This is a genomic window from Streptomyces sp. NPDC055506, assembly GCF_053643595.1.
Map to the genome: position 1 here is coordinate 1 of NZ_JBSHKH010000152.1, position 18,232 is coordinate 18,232.

16 protein-coding genes are annotated in these 18,232 nt (G+C 71.1%); 4 read left to right on the plus strand and 12 right to left on the minus strand.

Annotated features, from left to right (window positions below):
• From typA to ACWIF2_RS35595, 3 genes are all read right to left on the minus strand, one after another.
• Positions 1-1,794, minus strand: a 1,794-nt coding sequence (gene typA, locus ACWIF2_RS35585; protein WP_454365144.1) for a translational GTPase TypA, incomplete at its 3' end; no start/stop codon positions are given.
• Between the two features lie 143 nt (positions 1,795-1,937).
• Positions 1,938-2,552: a hypothetical protein gene (locus ACWIF2_RS35590; RefSeq protein ID WP_454365146.1), complete on the minus strand. Its 615-nt coding sequence runs from the start codon at positions 2,550-2,552 to the stop codon at positions 1,938-1,940.
• A 111-nt stretch (positions 2,553-2,663) separates the two neighbouring features.
• Positions 2,664-4,778: an ABC transporter family substrate-binding protein gene (locus tag ACWIF2_RS35595; protein WP_454365148.1), complete on the minus strand. Its 2,115-nt coding sequence runs from the start codon at positions 4,776-4,778 to the stop codon at positions 2,664-2,666.
• Positions 4,779-5,078: 300 nt separating this feature from the next.
• Here ACWIF2_RS35595 and ACWIF2_RS35600 point away from each other — a divergent pair, with 300 nt between their 5' ends.
• Genes ACWIF2_RS35600 through ACWIF2_RS35615 form a run of 4 tightly spaced genes read left to right on the plus strand, consistent with a single transcriptional unit; the run spans position 5,079 to position 8,987 of the window.
• A complete protein-coding gene (locus tag ACWIF2_RS35600; protein WP_189723040.1) occupies positions 5,079-5,369 on the plus strand; it encodes a hypothetical protein in 291 nt (96 codons plus the stop codon).
• Positions 5,370-5,423: 54 nt separating this feature from the next.
• Positions 5,424-6,260: a hypothetical protein gene (locus ACWIF2_RS35605; protein WP_454365150.1), complete on the plus strand. Its 837-nt coding sequence runs from the start codon at positions 5,424-5,426 to the stop codon at positions 6,258-6,260.
• Positions 6,261-6,276: 16 nt separating this feature from the next.
• Positions 6,277-8,214: a fumarate reductase/succinate dehydrogenase flavoprotein subunit gene (locus ACWIF2_RS35610; protein WP_454365151.1), complete on the plus strand. Its 1,938-nt coding sequence runs from the start codon at positions 6,277-6,279 to the stop codon at positions 8,212-8,214.
• Entirely contained in the window at positions 8,211-8,987 is a 777-nt protein-coding gene (locus tag ACWIF2_RS35615; RefSeq protein ID WP_454365153.1) for a succinate dehydrogenase/fumarate reductase iron-sulfur subunit, read from the plus strand. Before ACWIF2_RS35610 ends, ACWIF2_RS35615 begins: the two co-directional genes overlap by 4 nt.
• Here ACWIF2_RS35615 and ACWIF2_RS35620 read toward each other — a convergent pair.
• The 9 genes from ACWIF2_RS35620 to ACWIF2_RS35660 all read right to left on the minus strand — a co-directional run.
• A complete protein-coding gene (locus ACWIF2_RS35620; protein ID WP_454365155.1) occupies positions 8,976-9,569 on the minus strand; it encodes a GNAT family N-acetyltransferase in 594 nt (197 codons plus the stop codon). The genes ACWIF2_RS35615 and ACWIF2_RS35620 overlap by 12 nt on opposite strands.
• 31 nt (positions 9,570-9,600) lie before the next feature.
• Complete coding sequence (locus tag ACWIF2_RS35625; protein ID WP_454365157.1) at positions 9,601-12,237, minus strand: SpoIIE family protein phosphatase; 2,637 nt, start codon at positions 12,235-12,237, stop codon at positions 9,601-9,603.
• A gap of 252 nt (positions 12,238-12,489) precedes the next feature.
• Positions 12,490-12,933, minus strand: coding sequence for an ATP-binding protein (locus ACWIF2_RS35630; RefSeq protein WP_454365159.1), 444 nt, complete (start codon positions 12,931-12,933; stop codon positions 12,490-12,492).
• A 123-nt stretch (positions 12,934-13,056) separates the two neighbouring features.
• Positions 13,057-13,509, minus strand: a complete 453-nt coding sequence (locus tag ACWIF2_RS35635) for a (deoxy)nucleoside triphosphate pyrophosphohydrolase (protein ID WP_454365161.1) — start codon at positions 13,507-13,509, stop codon at positions 13,057-13,059.
• Positions 13,510-13,584: 75 nt separating this feature from the next.
• Positions 13,585-13,779 (minus strand): SPOR domain-containing protein, encoded by a 195-nt coding sequence (locus ACWIF2_RS35640; RefSeq protein WP_454365163.1) that lies wholly within the window; start codon positions 13,777-13,779, stop codon positions 13,585-13,587.
• Positions 13,780-14,120: 341 nt separating this feature from the next.
• Positions 14,121-14,873: a GntR family transcriptional regulator gene (locus ACWIF2_RS35645; protein ID WP_454365165.1), complete on the minus strand. Its 753-nt coding sequence runs from the start codon at positions 14,871-14,873 to the stop codon at positions 14,121-14,123.
• Positions 14,874-15,020: 147 nt separating this feature from the next.
• Positions 15,021-16,139, minus strand: a complete 1,119-nt coding sequence (locus tag ACWIF2_RS35650) for a septum formation family protein (RefSeq protein ID WP_454365167.1) — start codon at positions 16,137-16,139, stop codon at positions 15,021-15,023.
• A 121-nt stretch (positions 16,140-16,260) separates the two neighbouring features.
• On the minus strand, positions 16,261-17,460 hold the full coding sequence (locus ACWIF2_RS35655) for a sensor histidine kinase (protein ID WP_454365169.1): 1,200 nt from the start codon (positions 17,458-17,460) through the stop codon (positions 16,261-16,263).
• A gap of 7 nt (positions 17,461-17,467) precedes the next feature.
• Positions 17,468-18,232: response regulator (locus ACWIF2_RS35660; protein WP_454365171.1), on the minus strand; the 765-nt coding region annotated here is incomplete at its 5' end.

Genomic DNA, 18,232 nt, shown 5'->3' on the forward strand with positions numbered 1-18,232 from the left:
CTCCAGGGACTGCTCCAGCGACAGCTTGCGCGGCGGGACGATCGCCTCGAACGAGTCGGCCGAGGAGGACCGCATGTTGGTGAGCTTCTTCTCCTTGGTGATGTTGACGTCCATGTCGTCGGCGCGGGAGTTCTCGCCGACGATCATGCCTTCGTACACCTCGGTGCCCGGCTCGGTGAACAGCACGCCGCGCTCCTGGAGGTTGGTCATCGCGAACGCGGTGACCGCACCGGCGCGGTCGGCGACCAGGGAACCGTTGTTACGGGTCTGGAGCGCGCCGAACCAGGGCTCGAAGCCCTCGTGGATGGAGTGGCCGATGCCCGTGCCGCGGGTCTGGGTCAGGAACTCCGTACGGAAACCGATCAGACCGCGCGACGGCACGACGAACTCCATGCGGACCCAGCCGGAGCCGTGGTTGGACATGTTGTCCATGCGGCCCTTGCGCACGCCCATGAGCTGCGTGACCGCCCCCATGTGCTCCTCGGGCACGTCGATCGTCATGCGCTCGACGGGCTCGTGCGTCTTGCCGTCGATCTCCTTGGTGACGACCTGCGGCTTGCCGATGGTCAGCTCGAAGCCTTCCCGGCGCATGGTCTCGACGAGGATCGCGAGGGCCAGCTCACCACGGCCCTGGACCTCCCAGGCGTCCGGCCGCTCGGTGTCCAGCACCCGGAGGCTGACGTTACCGATCAGCTCGCGGTCGAGGCGGTCCTTCACCTGGCGGGCGGTGACCTTGCGGTCCTTGACGGTGCCCTTGTTGTCGGCGCCCTTGCCGGTGGCACCACGGCCGACCAGCGGGGAGGTGTTGGTGCCGATGACCATGGAGATCGCGGGCTGGTCGACCGTGATCAGCGGCAGTGCGACCGGGTTCTCCGGGTCGGCCAGGGTCTCGCCGATCATGATGTCCGGGATACCGGCGACCGCGCAGATGTCCCCGGGTCCTGCCATCTCGGCCGGCTTGCGGGTGAGCGCCTCGGTCATCATCAGCTCGGTGATGCGGACGTTGCTGACGGACCCGTCGCGCTTCATCCACGCGACCGTCTGGCCCTTGCGCAGCTCGCCCTGCTCGACGCGGAGGAGCGCGATACGGCCGAGGAAGTTGTCGGCGTCCAGGTTGGTGACGTGGGCCTGGAGCGGGGCGGCCTCGTCGTAGGTCGGCGCCGGGATGTGCTCCAGGATCGTGGAGAAGAACGGCTCCAGGCTGGTGGAGTCGGCCGGGACCGTGCCGTTGTCCGGCTTGGTCAGCGAGGCGATGCCGTCGCGGCCGCAGGCGTAGACGATCGGGAACTCGATCTGCTCCTCGTCGGCGTCCAGGTCGAGGAAGAGGTCGTAGGTCTCGTTGACGACCTCGTCGATCCGGGAGTCCGGGCGGTCCGTCTTGTTGATGCACAGGATGACGGGCAGGCGCTGCTGCAGCGCCTTGCGCAGCACGAAGCGGGTCTGCGGCAGCGGACCCTCGGAGGCGTCCACGAGCAGGACGACACCGTCGACCATCGACAGACCGCGCTCGACCTCACCGCCGAAGTCGGCGTGACCGGGGGTGTCGATGATGTTGATGGTGATGACGTCCCCCCCGTCCTTCGGGTGGTACTTCACCGCCGTGTTCTTGGCCAGGATCGTGATGCCCTTCTCACGCTCCAGGTCGTTCGAGTCCATCATGCGGTCGTCGACGCCTTCGAGCTGGTGCGCGGCGAAGGCGCCGGCCTGCTTCAGCATGCCGTCGACGATGGTGGTCTTGCCGTGGTCGACGTGGGCGACGATGGCGACGTTGCGGATGTCGTGGCGCGTGGCCATAAGAAGGCGTACTCCCGGAGTGTGAGGAAGGCCCTGCGCGGACGTCTGCGGTGCGCGGACCCTGCCGGGCTCAACATGCCACGGCCTCACCCCATGGTACGGGTGCTCGGCCGTTGGGCTTAGCCGGGCTACGTCAGTGCAGGTCAGGCCTCCTCCGCGGCCTCGGATCCGGCGGGACAGGTCCGCTCGGCGGCGAGCCGGCCGGCCGTTTCGTCCGAGGGCATGGAACAGGGCAGGAAGCCGGCGCCGGTCCCTTCCCAGGTCCGGACATGCCCCTTGGCCGGCTCGCCGTCCCCGCACGTGTGGGTGAAGTCGGCCTCGACCAGGTCGATCGCCGCCCACGCGTAGTAGTCGCCCTGATGGTCGCCGGTCGCCGACTCGAAGAAGTGGTCCTCCGCCGGCCGCTCCGTGTCGGACGGGCCCGCGAGCGGTTCCGTGACCTTCAGGTGCCTGCCCAGGGCCTTGATCACACCGGCCGCGTCGGCGCCCTCTGGCGTACCGGTCACCGAGGGTCGGTACGCCCGATCGCCGACGGCCTCGAGGCGGGACGTGTAGGTGCCGGTCTTCTTCTTGAACCTGATCGGGTCGGACAGGGCGGTCAGCCGCTGCTCCCGCCGGACGCCGGACCAGGCGTACGTACCGTCCGCGCAGGCCTCGGCCTTGCCGTCACCCGAGTCTCCCGTGCAGCCCGTCAGCCCCGTCACCAGTACCCCGATGACAAGCCCGGCCGTGCGGGCCCGCCCCACCATGCCGCGCATCCGCCGGCTCCCGTCCCCCGGGTACGGACGCCCGGCGCCCGCACCATGATCACTGCTCCTCATGGTGCGGACGCCGGGCGGGGGCGGCAAGGCGTTTGAGCGTTCCCAGAGCTACGGAGTGGCCGAGCCCTTCGCCGAGGGGCCCGCGGCCGGCTTCGCGCCCTTCTTCAGGAAGCCCATGTCCTCGTATACCGGCGTGCCGAAGCCGAAGGCACCGGTGTTGACCAGGTTCTTGCGGGCGGCGACGAGCTGGGGGCGCTGGAAGAGGGGGATCGAGCCGGCCGCCGCCCAGATGCGGGAGTCCGCCTTGCGGATCAGGGAGCGGGACTCGCCCTCGTCGAGGGTGGCCACGGCCTGGTCGAAGAGCTGGTCGACCTGGTCGGTGCCGACGCGGGTGTAGTTCTGCTCGACGTTCAGCGAACCGTCGGCGGCCGGGACCGGCTTGGCGTAGACGGGCCGGGCGTCGGTGGCGGGGAACGCGGAGGCGGGCCAGGAGTAGAGGGCGAGGTCGTACTGGCCGGACGCGATGTGGTCCTTGAAGTAGGACTCGTCGGAGACCTTGGAGATCTCCGTGCCGATGCCGACGCGCTCCAGCATGCGGGCGATGCGGTCGGCCACCGTGCGCAGCGTCTGGGAGCCGGGCCCGGAGGGGAGCACGAAGCGGAGGGTGAGCGGCTTGCCGTTCTTCGCGAGCGGGGCGGCCTCGCGGCCGGCCGGGGCGGCGGTGCCCATGGGGGCGTACGCGCCGGGGGCGCCGCCCTGGTGCGGCTGTTTGTACTGCTTGCCGTCCTGGGCGAGGTGGCTCGGGTCCTGCTCGCGGTGCGCCTTGTCGTCCGAGCCGACGATGTATTCGCCGTCGTCGTCGCGGGACTCGTCCTCGGAGGACTTGCCGGCCTTCTCGCCCTCGGCTCCGGCCGCCTTCTCCCCCTTCTTCTTCTCTTCCTTGATCGGGCCGCCCCGTACCCAGCCGGCGTCCGCGAGCAGCGCCTGGGCCTCCTTGGTGTCCTGGCCGCCGAGGGCGCCGCTGTTGTCGGCGTAGGCGGCCTGCCCGGACAGCGCGAGGTGGCTGCCGACCGGTACGGCGGGCAGTCCGAGGGGCTTCAGCACCGCCTTGGCCAGTTCCTTGCGGTCCAGGGCGCGGGCGACGGCCCTGCGGACGCGCTCGTCGGCGAGCGGCCCCTCGGCCCCGTTCAGGGCGAGCTGGGTGAAGGCCGGCTCCAGGGACTTGCGCACTTCGAAGCCGCGCAGGGCCTGCTGCTGCCGGGCGTACGTGGCGGCCGCCTTGCGCGTGCGCGGCTTCTGGTCGGCCTCGGGGCCCATGACCGGGCTGCTGGAGCCCTGTGGGCGGGCGGCGACGGTGATGCGGCGGGCCTCGGAGGGGGCGATCTCGGCCAGGTCGACGGTGCCGGCGGCCAGCTCTTTGGCCCGCTTGTCGCGCGACACCGTGCGCAGCACGATCTCGGAGAGCTTGGCCGGCGGGCCCCACCAGCGCGGATTGCGGGTGAGGGTGATCTCCTCGTTCTTGCGGCTGAGCTTCTTCACCAGGAAGGGGCCCGCCGTGACCTTGAGCTTCTTGCGCGCCCCGTCGTTGAAGGAGTCCGGCGTGCCCATGACGTCCTTCGGATACAGCGGCGAGAACAGTGAGCGCCAGTCGGCGTAGGGGCGGCTGAAGGTGACCCGGACCTCCAGGGCGTTCTCCCCGCGCTCGATCTTCTGGATGCGGTCGTAGCCGGCGTTGCGGGCGGTCCAGTAGGCGGTGTCCTTGCCGGACAGGGCGCGCCACTGGGCGGCGAAGTCGGCGGCGCCGATCTCCCGGCCGTCGCTCCAGACGGCCTGCTGGTCGAGCTTGTACAGGACGACCTGCTTGGGCTCCGTCTCGACGACCTTGGCGGACTCCAGGTAGGCGGGGTTGCGCTCCGGGCGGCCGTCGGCGTTCATCCGGAACATCGACGGCAGGACGGCCTGGGCCACCCGGGTGGTGGTGGCGTCGGCGTCCGACTGGAAGGTGTTCAGGGTGTCGGGCACGGAGTCGACGGCCCAGCGCAGGGTGCCGCCGTCGGCGATCCGGTCGCGGGCGGCGGGCTGGATGTCCTGCCCGGCGAGCGGCTTGCCCGCCGGGTCCTCGGAGCCGCATCCGGCGAGCGCGGGCACCGCGAGCACTCCCGCGGTGAGGAGGAAGGCGACCGAGCGCGAGACCGCACGCGGGCCGACGCCGTGCTGGGACATCTGTGCTACCTCCGGAAAGCCGCGGGCGTTATGATCACTTTTGGCGGTATTTGGATTTCATCTGATGTATGCGGCCCACTGAAGAGGAAAGGGTTCGGCAACACAGGGCGACACGACGGTCACCGTCGGAGAACCGGCGGAGAGTCACCCGTGCGGAGCAATAGACGGCACGGCGCACCCATGCGCCTCGGCCAATCGATGCACATCCCTTCACAGCACAAGGTGTGACGCGCAACACTCGCAGGCGCATGAACGTTGCCGCCTTGGGCCTCGAAGGACCCGCGGAAGTGAGGGCAAGTCATGTCCGTTCACGACGAACTGACGTCAGTCCAGCGCAGCCTCGACGACCTGCTCCGGTCGGTGGGGCGCCTGGAGAAGCAGCTCGGCACCGGCGGCCTGGAGATGCGCCGCGTCCGTGCCGACGCCAACCACCTGCGTGAGAGCGTCGCTCTGCTGCGCGACGCCGCCGCCTCGCCGGCCGCACCGAAGCGCCCCGAGCTCGTCACCATCTCGGACGCGCCGTACGACTCCGCCCTGTGGCGCGACTCGGACGACGAGGGGCTCGGCGCCCGGGACCGGCGCGCTCCCTGACCGGTCAGGAGTGGTACGACCGGCACCTCCCCCGAACCCGACCGGAGTCGTCACGTGGCCACTGGTACGGAACCCCCCGCCACCGAACCCCAACCCAGAAGCGGCGGTGTACGGGCGGGTACGCGCGCCGCGATCACCGCCCCGCACCTGCGCACCGACCGCTGGTGGCTGGCGCCGGCCGGCACGGCCGCCGGCCTGCTGGCCTTCATCGTCTACTCGACCTGGCGGGCCTTCGCCGACGCCCACTACTACGCGGCACCGTACGTCTCGCCCTTCTACTCCCCGTGCCTGGCGGAGCGGTGCGAGCCGATGAAGGCCGGCCCGAACTGGGAGATCTTCGGCAGCTGGTGGGGCATCTCGCCCGCCATCATCATCCTGATCTTCCCGCTCGGCTTCCGGCTGACCTGCTACTACTACCGCAAGGCCTACTACCGGGGCTTCTGGGCGTCCCCGCCGGCCTGCGCGGTGGCCGAGCCGCACAAGAAGTACACCGGTGAGACCCGCTTCCCGCTGGTGCTGCAGAACATCCACCGGTACTTCTTCTACGCCGCGCTCGTCGTCGCCGGGATCCTCACGTACGACACCGTGCTCGCCTTCCGCGACGAGAACTACGCGTGGGGCCACATGGGCCTCGGCACGCTGGTGTTCCTGGTCAACATCGTGCTGATCTGGGCGTACACGATCTCCTGCCACTCGTGCCGACACATCGTCGGCGGCAAGCTCAAGCACTTCTCCAGGCATCCCGTGCGCTACCGGATGTGGCAGTGGGCCGGGAAGCTCAACGCCCGGCACATGCAGCTCGCCTGGGCGTCGCTGGTGAGCGTGGCGCTCGCCGACTTCTACGTCTACCTGGTCGCGTCCGGCGCCTTCGACGATCCGCGGTTCTTCTGATGAGGGGTGCGTACTGATGTCCGTGGTCGACCGGCAGGAATGGGACGTCGTCGTGGTGGGCGCGGGCGGTGCCGGGCTGCGCGCCGCCATCGAGGCCCGCGAGCGGGGCGCCCGTACGGCCGTGATCTGCAAGTCGCTGTTCGGCAAGGCGCACACCGTGATGGCCGAGGGCGGCATCGCCGCGGCGATGGCCAACGCCAACGAGAACGACACCTGGCAGACCCACTTCCGCGACACCATGCGCGGCGGCAAGTTCCTCAACCAGTGGCGGATGGCCGAGCTGCACGCGCAGGAGGCGCCGCAGCGGGTGTGGGAGCTGGAGACCTGGGGCGCGCTGTTCGACCGCACCAAGGACGGCCGGATCTCCCAGCGCAACTTCGGCGGCCACGAGTACCCGCGCCTCGCCCATGTCGGCGACCGCACGGGCCTGGAGCTGATCCGCACGCTCCAGCAGAAGATCGTCGCGCTGCAGCAGGAGGACTTCAAGGAGACCGGCGACTACGAGTCCCGGCTGAAGGTCTTCCAGGAGTGCACGGTCACGCGCGTGCTGAAGGAGGGCGGCCGGGTCTCGGGGGTCTTCGCCTACGAGCGCGAGTCGGGCCGTTTCTTCGTCCTGGAGGCACCCGCCGTAGTGATCGCGACTGGCGGTATCGGCAAGTCCTTCAAGGTGACGTCGAACTCGTGGGAGTACACCGGCGACGGACACGCGCTGGCCCTGCTCGCGGGCGCTCCCCTGCTGAACATGGAGTTCGTGCAGTTCCATCCGACCGGCATGGTCTGGCCGCCGTCGGTGAAGGGCATCCTGGTCACCGAGTCGGTGCGCGGCGACGGCGGTGTGCTGCGCAACTCCGACGGCAAGCGGTTCATGTTCGACTACATCCCCGACGTCTTCAAGGACAAGTACGCCGAGTCGGAGGACGAGGGCGACCGCTGGTACGACGACCCGGACAACAACCGGCGTCCCCCCGAGCTGCTCCCCCGCGACGAGGTCGCGCGGGCGATCAACGCCGAGGTGAAGGAGGGGCGCGGCTCGCCGCACGGGGGCGTGTTCCTCGATGTGTCGACGCGTATGCCCGCCGAGGTCATCAGGCGCCGGCTGCCGTCGATGTACCACCAGTTCAAGGAACTGGCGGACGTCGACATCACGGCGGAGGCGATGGAGGTCGGCCCCACCTGTCACTACGTGATGGGCGGGGTCGCGGTCGAGTCCGACACGGCGGCGGCCCGCGGGGTGCCGGGGCTGTTCGCGGCCGGTGAGGTGGCCGGCGGTATGCACGGCTCCAACCGGCTCGGCGGCAACTCGCTGTCCGACCTGCTGGTGTTCGGGCGCCGGGCGGGCTGGCACGCGGCCGAGTACGCGGCCGGGCCGGCCGGGTCGCGGCCCGTCGTGGACGACGCCCAGATCGATGCCGCCGCCGCGGAGGCCCTGCGGCCCTTCTCGGCGGAGGCCGAGATCGAGGAGCCCGCCGGGGGTCCGCCGGAGAACCCGTACACCCTGCACCAGGAACTCCAGCAGACGATGAACGACCTGGTCGGCATCATCCGCCGCGAGCCGGAGATGAGGCAGGCCCTGGAGAAGCTGGCCGAGCTGCGGGTACGGGCGCGCCGGGCCGGGGTGGAGGGGCACCGGCAGTTCAATCCGGGCTGGCACCTCGCCCTGGACCTCAGGAACATGCTGCTGGTCAGCGAGTGCGTGGCGCGGGCCGCGCTGGAGCGCACCGAGTCGCGCGGCGGGCACACCCGTGAGGACTATCCGGGGATGGACCGCAAGTGGCGCCGTATCAATCTGCTGTGCGCGCTCACCGACCCGACGGGCGGGCTGGCGGCGGATCCGGTCCGCGGCCAGATCACCCTCAGCAGCGAGACCACCGAACCCGTCCGTGCGGACCTGCTCGCCCTGTTCGACAAGGAGGAGCTGGTGAAGTACCTGGCCGAAGAGGAGCTGTACGAGTGAGCGGCTACGAGGCCCGCTTCAAGGTGTGGCGGGGCGATACCGGGGGCGGCGGCCTGGAGGACTTCAAGGTCGAGGTGAACGAGGGCGAGGTGGTCCTCGACATCATCCACCGTCTCCAGGCCACCCAGGCCCCCGATCTCGCCGTGCGCTGGAACTGCAAGGCGGGCAAGTGCGGTTCCTGCTCGGCGGAGATCAACGGCCGGCCGCGGCTGATGTGCATGACCCGCATGTCGGTCTTCGACCGGGAGGAGACGATCACGGTGACGCCGCTGCGGGCGTTCCCGGTCGTCCGCGACCTGGTCACCGACGTCGGCTTCAACTACACGAAGGCCAGGGAGGTCCCGGCCTTCGTACCGCCGGCCGGGGTCGCGCCCGGCGAGTACCGCATGATGCAGGAGGACGTCGACCGCTCGCAGGAGTTCCGCAAGTGCATCGAGTGCTTCCTCTGCCAGGACACCTGCCATGTGGTCCGCGACCACGAGGAGAACAAGCAGGCGTTCGCGGGCCCCCGGTTCCTGATGCGGGTGGCGGAACTGGACATGCACCCGCTGGACGCGGCGGCGGAATCGGGCCTGGACCGCAAGACCACCGCCCAGGACGAACACGGCCTGGGCTACTGCAACATCACCAAGTGCTGCACGGAGGTCTGCCCCGAGGGCATCAAGATCACGGACAACGCCCTGATCCCCCTGAAGGAACGAGCGGCCGACCGCAAGTACGACCCACTGGTATGGCTGGGCTCGAAGATCAGGAGACGCTCTTCAGCGGGCTGAGGGACGGCCGGCGTCCTCCGCCAGGTGCCGGACGTGCACATGGCCCTCCGACGGATGGTCGGGGGGCTGCGCCGGCCGGATGCCTGTGAGTGGGTAGCGGCTCTTCTGCGCCACGCGGCAGGAGGCCGTGTTGTCCGCCTGGTGCACGAGTTCCAGGCGGGTCATGCCGTCGGGCGCGAAGGTCGTGAACGCCCAGTCGGTCAGGGCATGCAGGGCTCGAGGGGCGATGCCCCGGCCTCGTGCGTGTGCCGCTGTCCAGTAGCCGACCTCGGCGGACGCGGCACCGGGGGTCATGTCCTTGAGGACGACGTGGCCCGCCGGCAGCCCGTCCGCGCCGGAAGGCTGGACCTCCTCGACGGCGAACGCGTAGCGGCGGCCCTGCTCCCAGCCCTGCTGCTGCTCGCGCAGCCACCGCGCGGCGCTCGTCTCGTCGTCGACGGCGAAGGACGTCCAGCGCCGCAGGGCGCCGTCCCGGCCCAGCGCGGCCAGGCCCGCTGCGTCGCCGGGGGTCCAGGGGCGCAGGATCAGGGCGGGGGCCGTCGGGGTGGCCGTCGCTCGGAGCCGTGCGGTGGGTATCGGCATGGGGTGAGCGTACGGTGGCGGCGGGCCGTTCTCAGAACAGGCTCAGCAGCGCCTCCGCCGGGTCCGTCAGGCGCGTTTCGCCGCCTGGCAGGGGGAGTTCGAACCAGACCGTCTTGCCCCGGGGCGTGCGCCGGGAGCCCCACGCGGCGCTGAGCAGGCCGACCAGCTGCAGGCCGCGGCCGCCCTCGTCGGTGTCGCGGGCCCGGCGGCGGCGTGGCTGGACCAGGCCGGAGTCCCAGACCTCGCAGACCAGGGTCCGGTCGAGCAGCAGCCGGAGGCGGATCTCGCCCTCGCCGTAGCGCAGGGCGTTGGTGACCAGCTCGCTGACCAGGAGCTCCGTGGTGTCGACGAGGGCTTCCATGTCCCAGCTGATCAGCTGGGCACGCGCGTACTCACGGGCCCGGCCCACACTGCGCGGCTCACGCGGCAGGGTCCAGTCGCCCACGGACTCGTTCGGCAGGCCCTGTACACGTGCCATCAGCAACGCGATGTCGTCCTCGCCGTGGTGGGTGTCGAGGGTGTTGAGGACGTGGTCGCAGACGTCCTCCAGCGGCTGGGCAGGGTCGGAGAGAGCGCTGACGAAGGCCTGGAGGCCCTCGTCCAGGGGGTGGTCGCGGCTTTCGACCAGTCCATCCGTGTAGAGCGCGAGCAGAGCGCCCTCGGGGAGTTCGACCTCGACCTCCTCGAAGGGCTCGCCGCCGACCCCGAGCGGCATGCCCGGCGGCACGTCGAGCATCAGGGCGGACTCGCCCGGTTCGACCAGGACGGGCGGCAGATGGCCCGCGTTGGCGAAGGTACAGCGCCGGGTGACGGAGTCGTAGACGGCGTAGACGCAGGTGGCGAGGTACACCTCCGAGAGGTCCGCCTCGCGGGGACGGCGGGCCGCCCTCGTCGCCTGCTGGACGCCCCCGGGGGCACCGAGGCCGCGCGCGATCTCGTCCAGCTGGGAGAGCACCTCGGCCGGTTCGAGGTCGAGCTGCGCCAGGGTCCGGACGGCCGTGCGGAGTTCGCCCATGGCGACGGCGGCGCGCAGGCCGCGGCCCATGACGTCGCCGACGACGAGCGCGGTGCGGTGCCCCGGGAGTTCGATGACGTCGAACCAGTCGCCGCCGACCTCGCTGGGCCGGCCGGTGTTGACGTTGCCGGGCAGATAGCGGCAGGCGATGTCGAGGCCGGAGGCCTCCGGGTCGCCGGGCGGGAGCAGGGACCGTTGCAGTATCAACGCGCGCTCGTGCTCGCGCCGGTAGAGGCGGGCGTTGTCGATGCAGACGGCCGCGCGCGCCGCCAGCTCCACGGCGAGATCGCGGTCCCGGTCGCCGAACGGCTCGCTGCCCTTCGTACGGGCGAACTGCACAAGCCCGACGACGGTGTCGTGGGCGACCATCGGCACGGCGAGCGTGGACTGCACGAGCCCCCCGTCCTCGCCGGGGACGAACTGGGGGCGTGCCGTGCGCAGGGCGTCCGCGCAGGGCGAGTTGAACGGGTAGTGGTGGACGGCGCCGACCGAGACGGGCACACCGGTGCCGGCGAACGGCTCGTCGGAGACGGCACTCGCGAAGGCCACCCGGCGCAGCTCGGCGCTGCCGTCGGCGAGCCCGGGCGGGGTCTCGTCGCCGGCCAGCAGGCCCTGATAGAGGTCGACGGTGGCCAGGTCGCAGAAGCCGGGCACGACGACGTCGAGGAGCTGCCTGGCCGTGGTCTCCAGGTCGAGGGAGTTGCCGATGCGGGCGCCGGCCTCGTTCAGCAGAGCCAGGTTGCGCCGGGCGGCGGCGGCCTCGCGGGCGGCCTCGCGGCGGGCGGTGATGTCGATCCCGAGCCAGGCGACCCCGATGGGCCGGCCCGAACCGCTGTGCACACGGTAGAGGTTGACGGACCAGTGGCGGCGCTCGTCGGAGCCCGGCACGAAACCCGTGACGTGCATGTCGGTGATGGAACTGCCGGTCTCCAGCACCCGGCTCAGCGTGGCGGCGACCCGTTCGGCCTCCCCGCGCTGGAGGTAGTCGTGGACACCCTTGCCGCGATGCTCGTCGGGTTCGCCGCCGAAGATGGAGGCGAACCGCTGGTTGACGCGGCGGACCCGCAGGTCGGAGTCGATCAGCAGGAAACCGAACGGGGATTGACTGAAAATGGCCTGCGAGGCGGCGAGGTCGGTCTCGATGCTGCGCAGGGTGCGGACGTCGACGACGATGCAGACGGCGGCCTTCTCGCCCTCCTCGGTGCGCGTCGGCATGACGTACACCTCGGCGAGCCCCTCATGACCGCATTCGCCCTCGGTGCCCTTGGGCATCCGGAAGGGCACCACGCCGGTCCACTCGCGGCCGTCGAGGATCTCGGCCATCTTGCGCATGCCCCGCTCGCGATGACGCGGGTCGATGAACGCCTCGATGGGGTCCATGCCGACGGCGCGCCCGGCGGAGATGCCGAAGAGGTGCTCGGCGCGCAGGCTCCACTGGTCTACCAGCCCGTCGGGGCCGATGGAGAAGGACGCGACCTTGATGTAGTCGTAGATGGATCCCGGGGGACTGCTCTGCCACATGGCGTCCCCGGGCTGTACCCCGTCGGCCGCGAGCGCACCTCCCACCGCGGAAGCCAGGCCGTCCGCGGCCCTGGCCCTCGCGCCCTCCGACGGGTCCTCGGACTCCGTGGCCTTCGCTGGTATCTCGCTCACGCGAACCGTCCCCTCCAGCTCACCGCGTCCGGCACCGGTCACCGGGGGCGGCTGCCCGCAGTATCCAGCACTACGGTGCCGCACAACACGGTGTTCACGATCACAGCACGGTCCCGATGGTTTTCGGTCCGGACCGTGACAACACTTCCAGTCTTCTAACCAGGGGACACGTCGTCGAATCACGTCTGCCGACAACCGCCACTGGCCTGAACCAATCGCTCGACAGTGACAGGGCGTACGTACACCGATTTTTCACCCCGGCACGGTGAGTTCGAACCACACCGTCTTGCCCGCGACGCCGGGCCGGGTGCCCCAGCGGCGGCAGGAGGAGGCCACCAGTTGAAGTCCGCGGCCGCTCTCGTCCTCGGGCCGGGCGGCGCGTTCGCGGGGCGGGTCCGGGAGCGGGTCGGAGACCTCGACCCGCAGGACGCCGTCCAGGTCGGACGGGCGGACCAGGCGGACCCCGATGGGTCCGGTGGCGTGTCGCAGGGCGTTGGTGACCAACTCGCTGACCAGCAACGCCGCGAGGTCGGCCAGGCTGTCGAGGTTCCAGCCGCGGAGTTGGCGGCGGACGACCTGGCGGGCGGTGCGCACGGCGCCGGGTTCGGCGGGAAAGGTCCACTCGGCGCGGTCACCTTCGGTGTCGGTCACGCCGATCACTTCCCAGACAGGAGGCCCGCCCATGTCCGGTTTCATGGGGTTAATGGGCCCATACCCGATATCTGGGGCGGAGTACCGTGCGGGCAGCGCACAGTGGCACGAAAGGCGCTGGGGGCGCCCGTACGGCAACCGCCCGACACCGCACGCCCCCGGATGGCCTCAGGCGCCGGGCACTTCCTCCGCGCCGGGGCCTGAAGAGGTGAGGCCTCCCGTGGCTCCGAGATGCTCGAGGGTCTGCCGTACGGCCGGGACGTCCTGGTCGAGCCAGTGCACGTCCCAGATCTCGCCCGGGCCGAGCCAGCGCAGTGCGTCGTGGTCCTCGAGGGGCTCGGGCGCGGCGGAGCCGGGTCGCAGTCGCGCGGTCCACACCTGCAGGACGTAGGGCGACTTCAGGGGCCACTCCCCCGGGACGCGCGGGCCGGCCTCGGCGTCGACGCCGAGTTCCTCGCGCAGTTCCCGCACCAGCGCCGCGTCGGCCGTCTCCCCGGGCTCGACCTTGCCACCGGGCAACTCCCAGCGCCCGGCCAGCTCGACGGGCGCACTGCGCCGGGCCGCCAACAACCGCCCGTCGTCGACCAGCGCGGCACCTACGACGACGATCCGCTCACTCATGCGGGGAGCCTACGGGAGCGCGGCCGGACAGCGACTCAGACTCAGACTCCGGCTCCGGGCGCAGGCTCCGGGGGGTCAGTCGTGCGTCACGGCCGCCCCGTTCTGCCCCAGCCGCTCGACCCAGTACAGCTGTTTGTGACCGCGACCGTCGAGGCTGTCCGCGATCTTCTGGGCCTCGGAGCGGGTCGCGTACCGGCCCACCCGGTAGCGGTTGCCGTTGTCGTCCTCTCGTATCACGAGCCAGGGAAGAGTGATCGTGCTGTCGTTCATCGCGCCCCTCCACTTCCCACCCGCGGCCTGTGCCGCGCCCCACCCGCTAAGGAAACCGCAATGCGCATATGCCCGAGCCTACGCCTAACCTTCACGGAGCGAATACGGGTTTTCACAAAGAGGTACGCAACCAGCCAGAACGCAGGGGGCGCGCGCCAATGAACGCGCCGTCTGAGTGCCTCATGGCACCCGAGCGCGGGCATACCGCATACACCGCTGTCGACCTGCGAAGACGACGACCGGTCAGGGAATACGGACCGCCCCGTTCGACGACGGCCGCCTCGGTGATCGTGTGAGCGGGGCGCGCAAGGAGCGCGCCCCGGGACGGATGTGAGCGTTCGCTACTTGACCGGAAGGTGGTAGGCGACCCGGTACCGATCGGCCGGAATCACCACATCGGCCGTCTCGACCGGGCGGCCGGAGGCGTAGAACGTGCGGTGGACGACCACGACCACATGACCGGGGACGCCACCCAGGACGAGCAGTTCCTCGGCGAGCCCCGGACGGGCGCCGACCTCCTCGGTGACGTTGTCCACGATCACCTCGATCGCGCGCATGCGCTCGACGACGCCCATGCCGCCGAGCGGCCCCTCCTCCGGCAGCATCACGGGCGTACGGCCCGTCACGGCGAGCGGCTCCCAGGACGTGGAGAGCATCATCGCCTCGCCGCCCTCGCGGAAGAGGTACTTCGTGCACATCACCCGGTCGCCCGGCTCGATGTCCAGCCGCTCGGCGACCGCGACACTCGCCTCGGACTGCTCACTGCTCGACTCCCAGGTGCCGCGCCCCTCCCCGTCGGCCTGCTCCTGGCGGAACGGTGTGGCCCCGCCGGGCGGGCGGTATCCGGAGCGGGAGACACGCCGGGGCACGGGCCGCTCGCGCACATACGTCCCCGAACCGGAGCGGCCCTCGACCAGCCCTTCCGCCATGAGCACCTTGCGGGCCTCCAGGGCGACGGTGTCCGAGACGCCGTACTCCTGGCGGATTCTGGCCTGGGAGGGGAGGCGGGTGTGCGGCGGCAGCTGACCCTCGACGATCTTCTGGCGGAGATCACCCGCGACGCGCAGATACGCCGGCTGCTCACCGAATGTCACTGGCCGCTCCCATCAGGTTGTACAGACAGCAACAGCGTGGCAACCGTAGGTTGTGCGGTGCAAGCAAAGGCCAGAGAATCACTCGATGTGATGACATGGTAGCCCTGGGGGCTTTACGCAGGCACTTTCTCCCCGCTATAGCCGCCGTCACACCTCGAGTTCGGAGTTCCCCCTCTCGCTGTCGTCGAACGACGGCGGGGTGGTGGCCAGCCCGAGGGCCTTGCGCGCGGTGACGGTCTCCGGGCCCTCGACGTACGCGTACGCCTTCTCGTAGTGCGTGAAGTAGGTGTCCACGTCACCGGCCTCGCTCGCCTTCGACCACTCCTCGCGGGCGTCCTCCATCTCCTCGACCAGGTCCGCGACGGGCTGCCGCGCAGCCGACGGCCAGGAGTGGCCGCGCAGCGCCTCGATCTGTTCGCCAAGCACGTCGTGCACCTGCGCGGCCCAGGCCCGGGTTCCGGCGAGGTCGTCCTCGGGGGACTTCTCCGGCTCCTCGTACAGCGCCGTGTCGACGGCGTTGGCCGTGGACAGGAAGACGACCTGGTCGGTGTCGAGCGTGGTGGGGTCGCCGCGCAGGGAGCCGGTCAGCCGGGCCTTCGCGTCGGTGCTGCCGAAGACGCAGATGATCGCGCGGTCGCCGTAGCGCCATGTCTCCCGGGACGGCATGAGGTAGTACACGTCGACGTCGGCCGGCATGGCCCAGGAGTCCATGGCGTACTGGCTCTGGAGCCCGTAGCACCTCTCGTCGGCGATGTCGGTGACCTTGCCGTCGCCCGGGAAGGTGCCGCCCGGCAGCGTGACGACCCCGAACACCTCACCGTCGTGCCCGGCTTCGCAGGAGACCGGGTCGACGTCGTAGGCGTCGCCCCCCAAGCCGTCGGGCGCGTCGAAGCAGTCGCCCGTGCGCAGCGACAGGCTCTCGTTGCCCTGCGCGCCGTCCTCGAACTTCGCCCAGACCTCGGACGCGGCGCCCGTGACCAGCACCACGCCCCACAGCACGGCTCCGACGGACGACAGCACCACCCCGGCGATCGCCATGCCCCGCCCGCTCTGCCCGGACCGCCGGATCTGCCACAGCGCGACCAGTCCCAGGACGAGCCCCGCCGCGGGCAGGAAGCAGAACACACCGAGTACGAGAGCGGCCACGGCGAGCGCGTTGATGGAGACCGGGGTGCCGTACGGCCGGTGCGCCCGAGGCCAGTTGGCAGGAGGCCGGCCGTACGGGTCCCGGGGCTGCGGGTTCCCAGGGGGCGGGGGTATCGACACGGGTACGGAGCTCCTGGCTGAGGCGGTGGGCGGGGGGATGTCGTACGGCTGCGCGCATCGTAAGCGGGTTCGGCGGGGTGTGACGGCCCCGTTCAGCGCAGAGGCTTCAAGGCGGCGGCGTTCATGTCGCCGTGCGGGCCTGCGCTGCTCCGGTGAGCGGCCCGGGCTTCTCCGGGTCGTCGGACGTCGCCCGTCCCACGGGAAACACCGCCCGTACGGCGAAGCCGCCGTCCGGGGTCGGGCCCGCGTGGAACGTGCCGGACAGGAGGTGCGCGCGCTCTCGCAGGCCCACCAGGCCGTGGCCGCCCCCGGGGAGAGCCGGTTGGGGGGTGTTCCGGGCAGGGGGCGTGTTGTGCACCTCGACGTGCAGGCCTGCCGCGAAGTGGACGCGTATCCGGGCACGGGCGCCCGGGGCGTGCTTGCGGATGTTGGTCAGTGCCTCCTGGACCGTGCGGTACGCGGCGCGTTCGACCGCTTCGGGCACCACGCCGGGGGGAGTCGGTACGTCGAGGTCCGCCGGAAGGCCGCTGTCGCGGACCAGGTCGGTGATGCCGGCCAGTCCGGCCCGGGGGGCGGCGTGCGTGTCCGTGCCTCCGGACGTGCGCAACACCCCTACCAGGTGCCGCAGTTCGGTGAGGGTCTGCGCGGAGAGTTCGTGGATGGACCGGGCCGTCGTCCGTACGTCGGCGTCCCCGGGCCGGCCCACCTGCAGCGCGCCGGCCTGCAGACTGATCAGGCTCACCTTGTGCGCGACCACGTCGTGCATCTCCCTGGCCAGCCGGTTGCGCTCGGTGGTCAGCACCCGCTCGGTGAGAACCTGGTTCTCCCAGGCCCGCCGGGCCGTCGCCTCCCGCAGGCGCTCCTGCCGTGACCGTACCGACCGGCCGAGTACGACCACGCCCGCCGCCAGTCCGCAGCAGTCCAGGGCGAGCAGCGCGGTCTCTCGGTCGGGCACGAGGGAGGAGACGCCGACCGCCGGGTGGGGCAGGAACCACGCCACCGCGACCGCCGCCGCGCCCGTCACGGCGACCAGGAGACGATCGCGCCGTACGGCGACGCAGTACAGCGCGATCAGCGGGGCGAAGGCGATGTGCCCGAGATACAGCCCCGGCAGTCCGGCGAGCACGGCCACTTCGGGGGCCCGTCGCCGCAGCAGCAGCGCGCCGGCGGCGACGAGGGCCAGCCACGTCCCGTGACCGGCGGTCAGGCCGTTGACCACCAGCCCGTCGACGAGGGCGACCAGGACCGGGAGGGCGCGGGAAGCGGTCCGTCGTACGGCACCGGCCAGGGGAGCGTTGCCCGACAGCACCTGAGAAGGCATCGGCGCCTCACCCCCACCCCGCCTCGACCAGGTCCGCCCGGTCGGCGACCACCGCCGCCTGCACCCGGTTGAGGCCGCCCAGTTTCGCCAGCACCGCGCTCACATGGTCCTTGACCGTGGAGTGCGCCAGGTGCAGCCGGCCCGCGATGGCACGGTTGCTGAGCCCCGTTCCCACCAGGGCGAGCACCTCGCGCTCCCGGTCGGTGAGGGCCCGTACCTGCCGTACGGCCTCCTCGTCACGGCCGGCCAGCAGGTAGCCGTCGATCACCTGCCCCACCGCCTCGGGCGCCAGCACCCTGCGGCCCGCGGCCAGCGCCCGTACCGCTTCGATCAGTTGGTCCGGAGCGGTGTTCTTCATCAGGAACCCGGCCGCTCCCAGCCGCAACGCCTCGTCCACGTGCTCACGGGCGTCGAAGGTGGTCAGCATCGCCACCGCCGGAGCCTTCGGCAGGCCGACGACCTCGCGGAGCACGGCCGGCCCGTCCAGGACCGGCATCCGGATGTCGAGCAGCAGGACGTCCACCGGCCCGCTCCGCACGGCCTCCACGGCACTCGCTCCCCCGCAGTCGGCGACCACGGTGATGTCCTCCGCCGAACCGAGGATCACCCGCAGCCCGGCACGCACCAGAGGCTCGTCGTCCACCACCGCGACCCGTATCACTTCCGCTTCCCCCGCCCGTCGCTCCGCCGGCCCCCCGACCGGCGCGTCACCGCTCGTTACGACGGTCCTCCCCCGCGAGACGTTGCCCGTCCGCCGTGTGCCACCCGACAC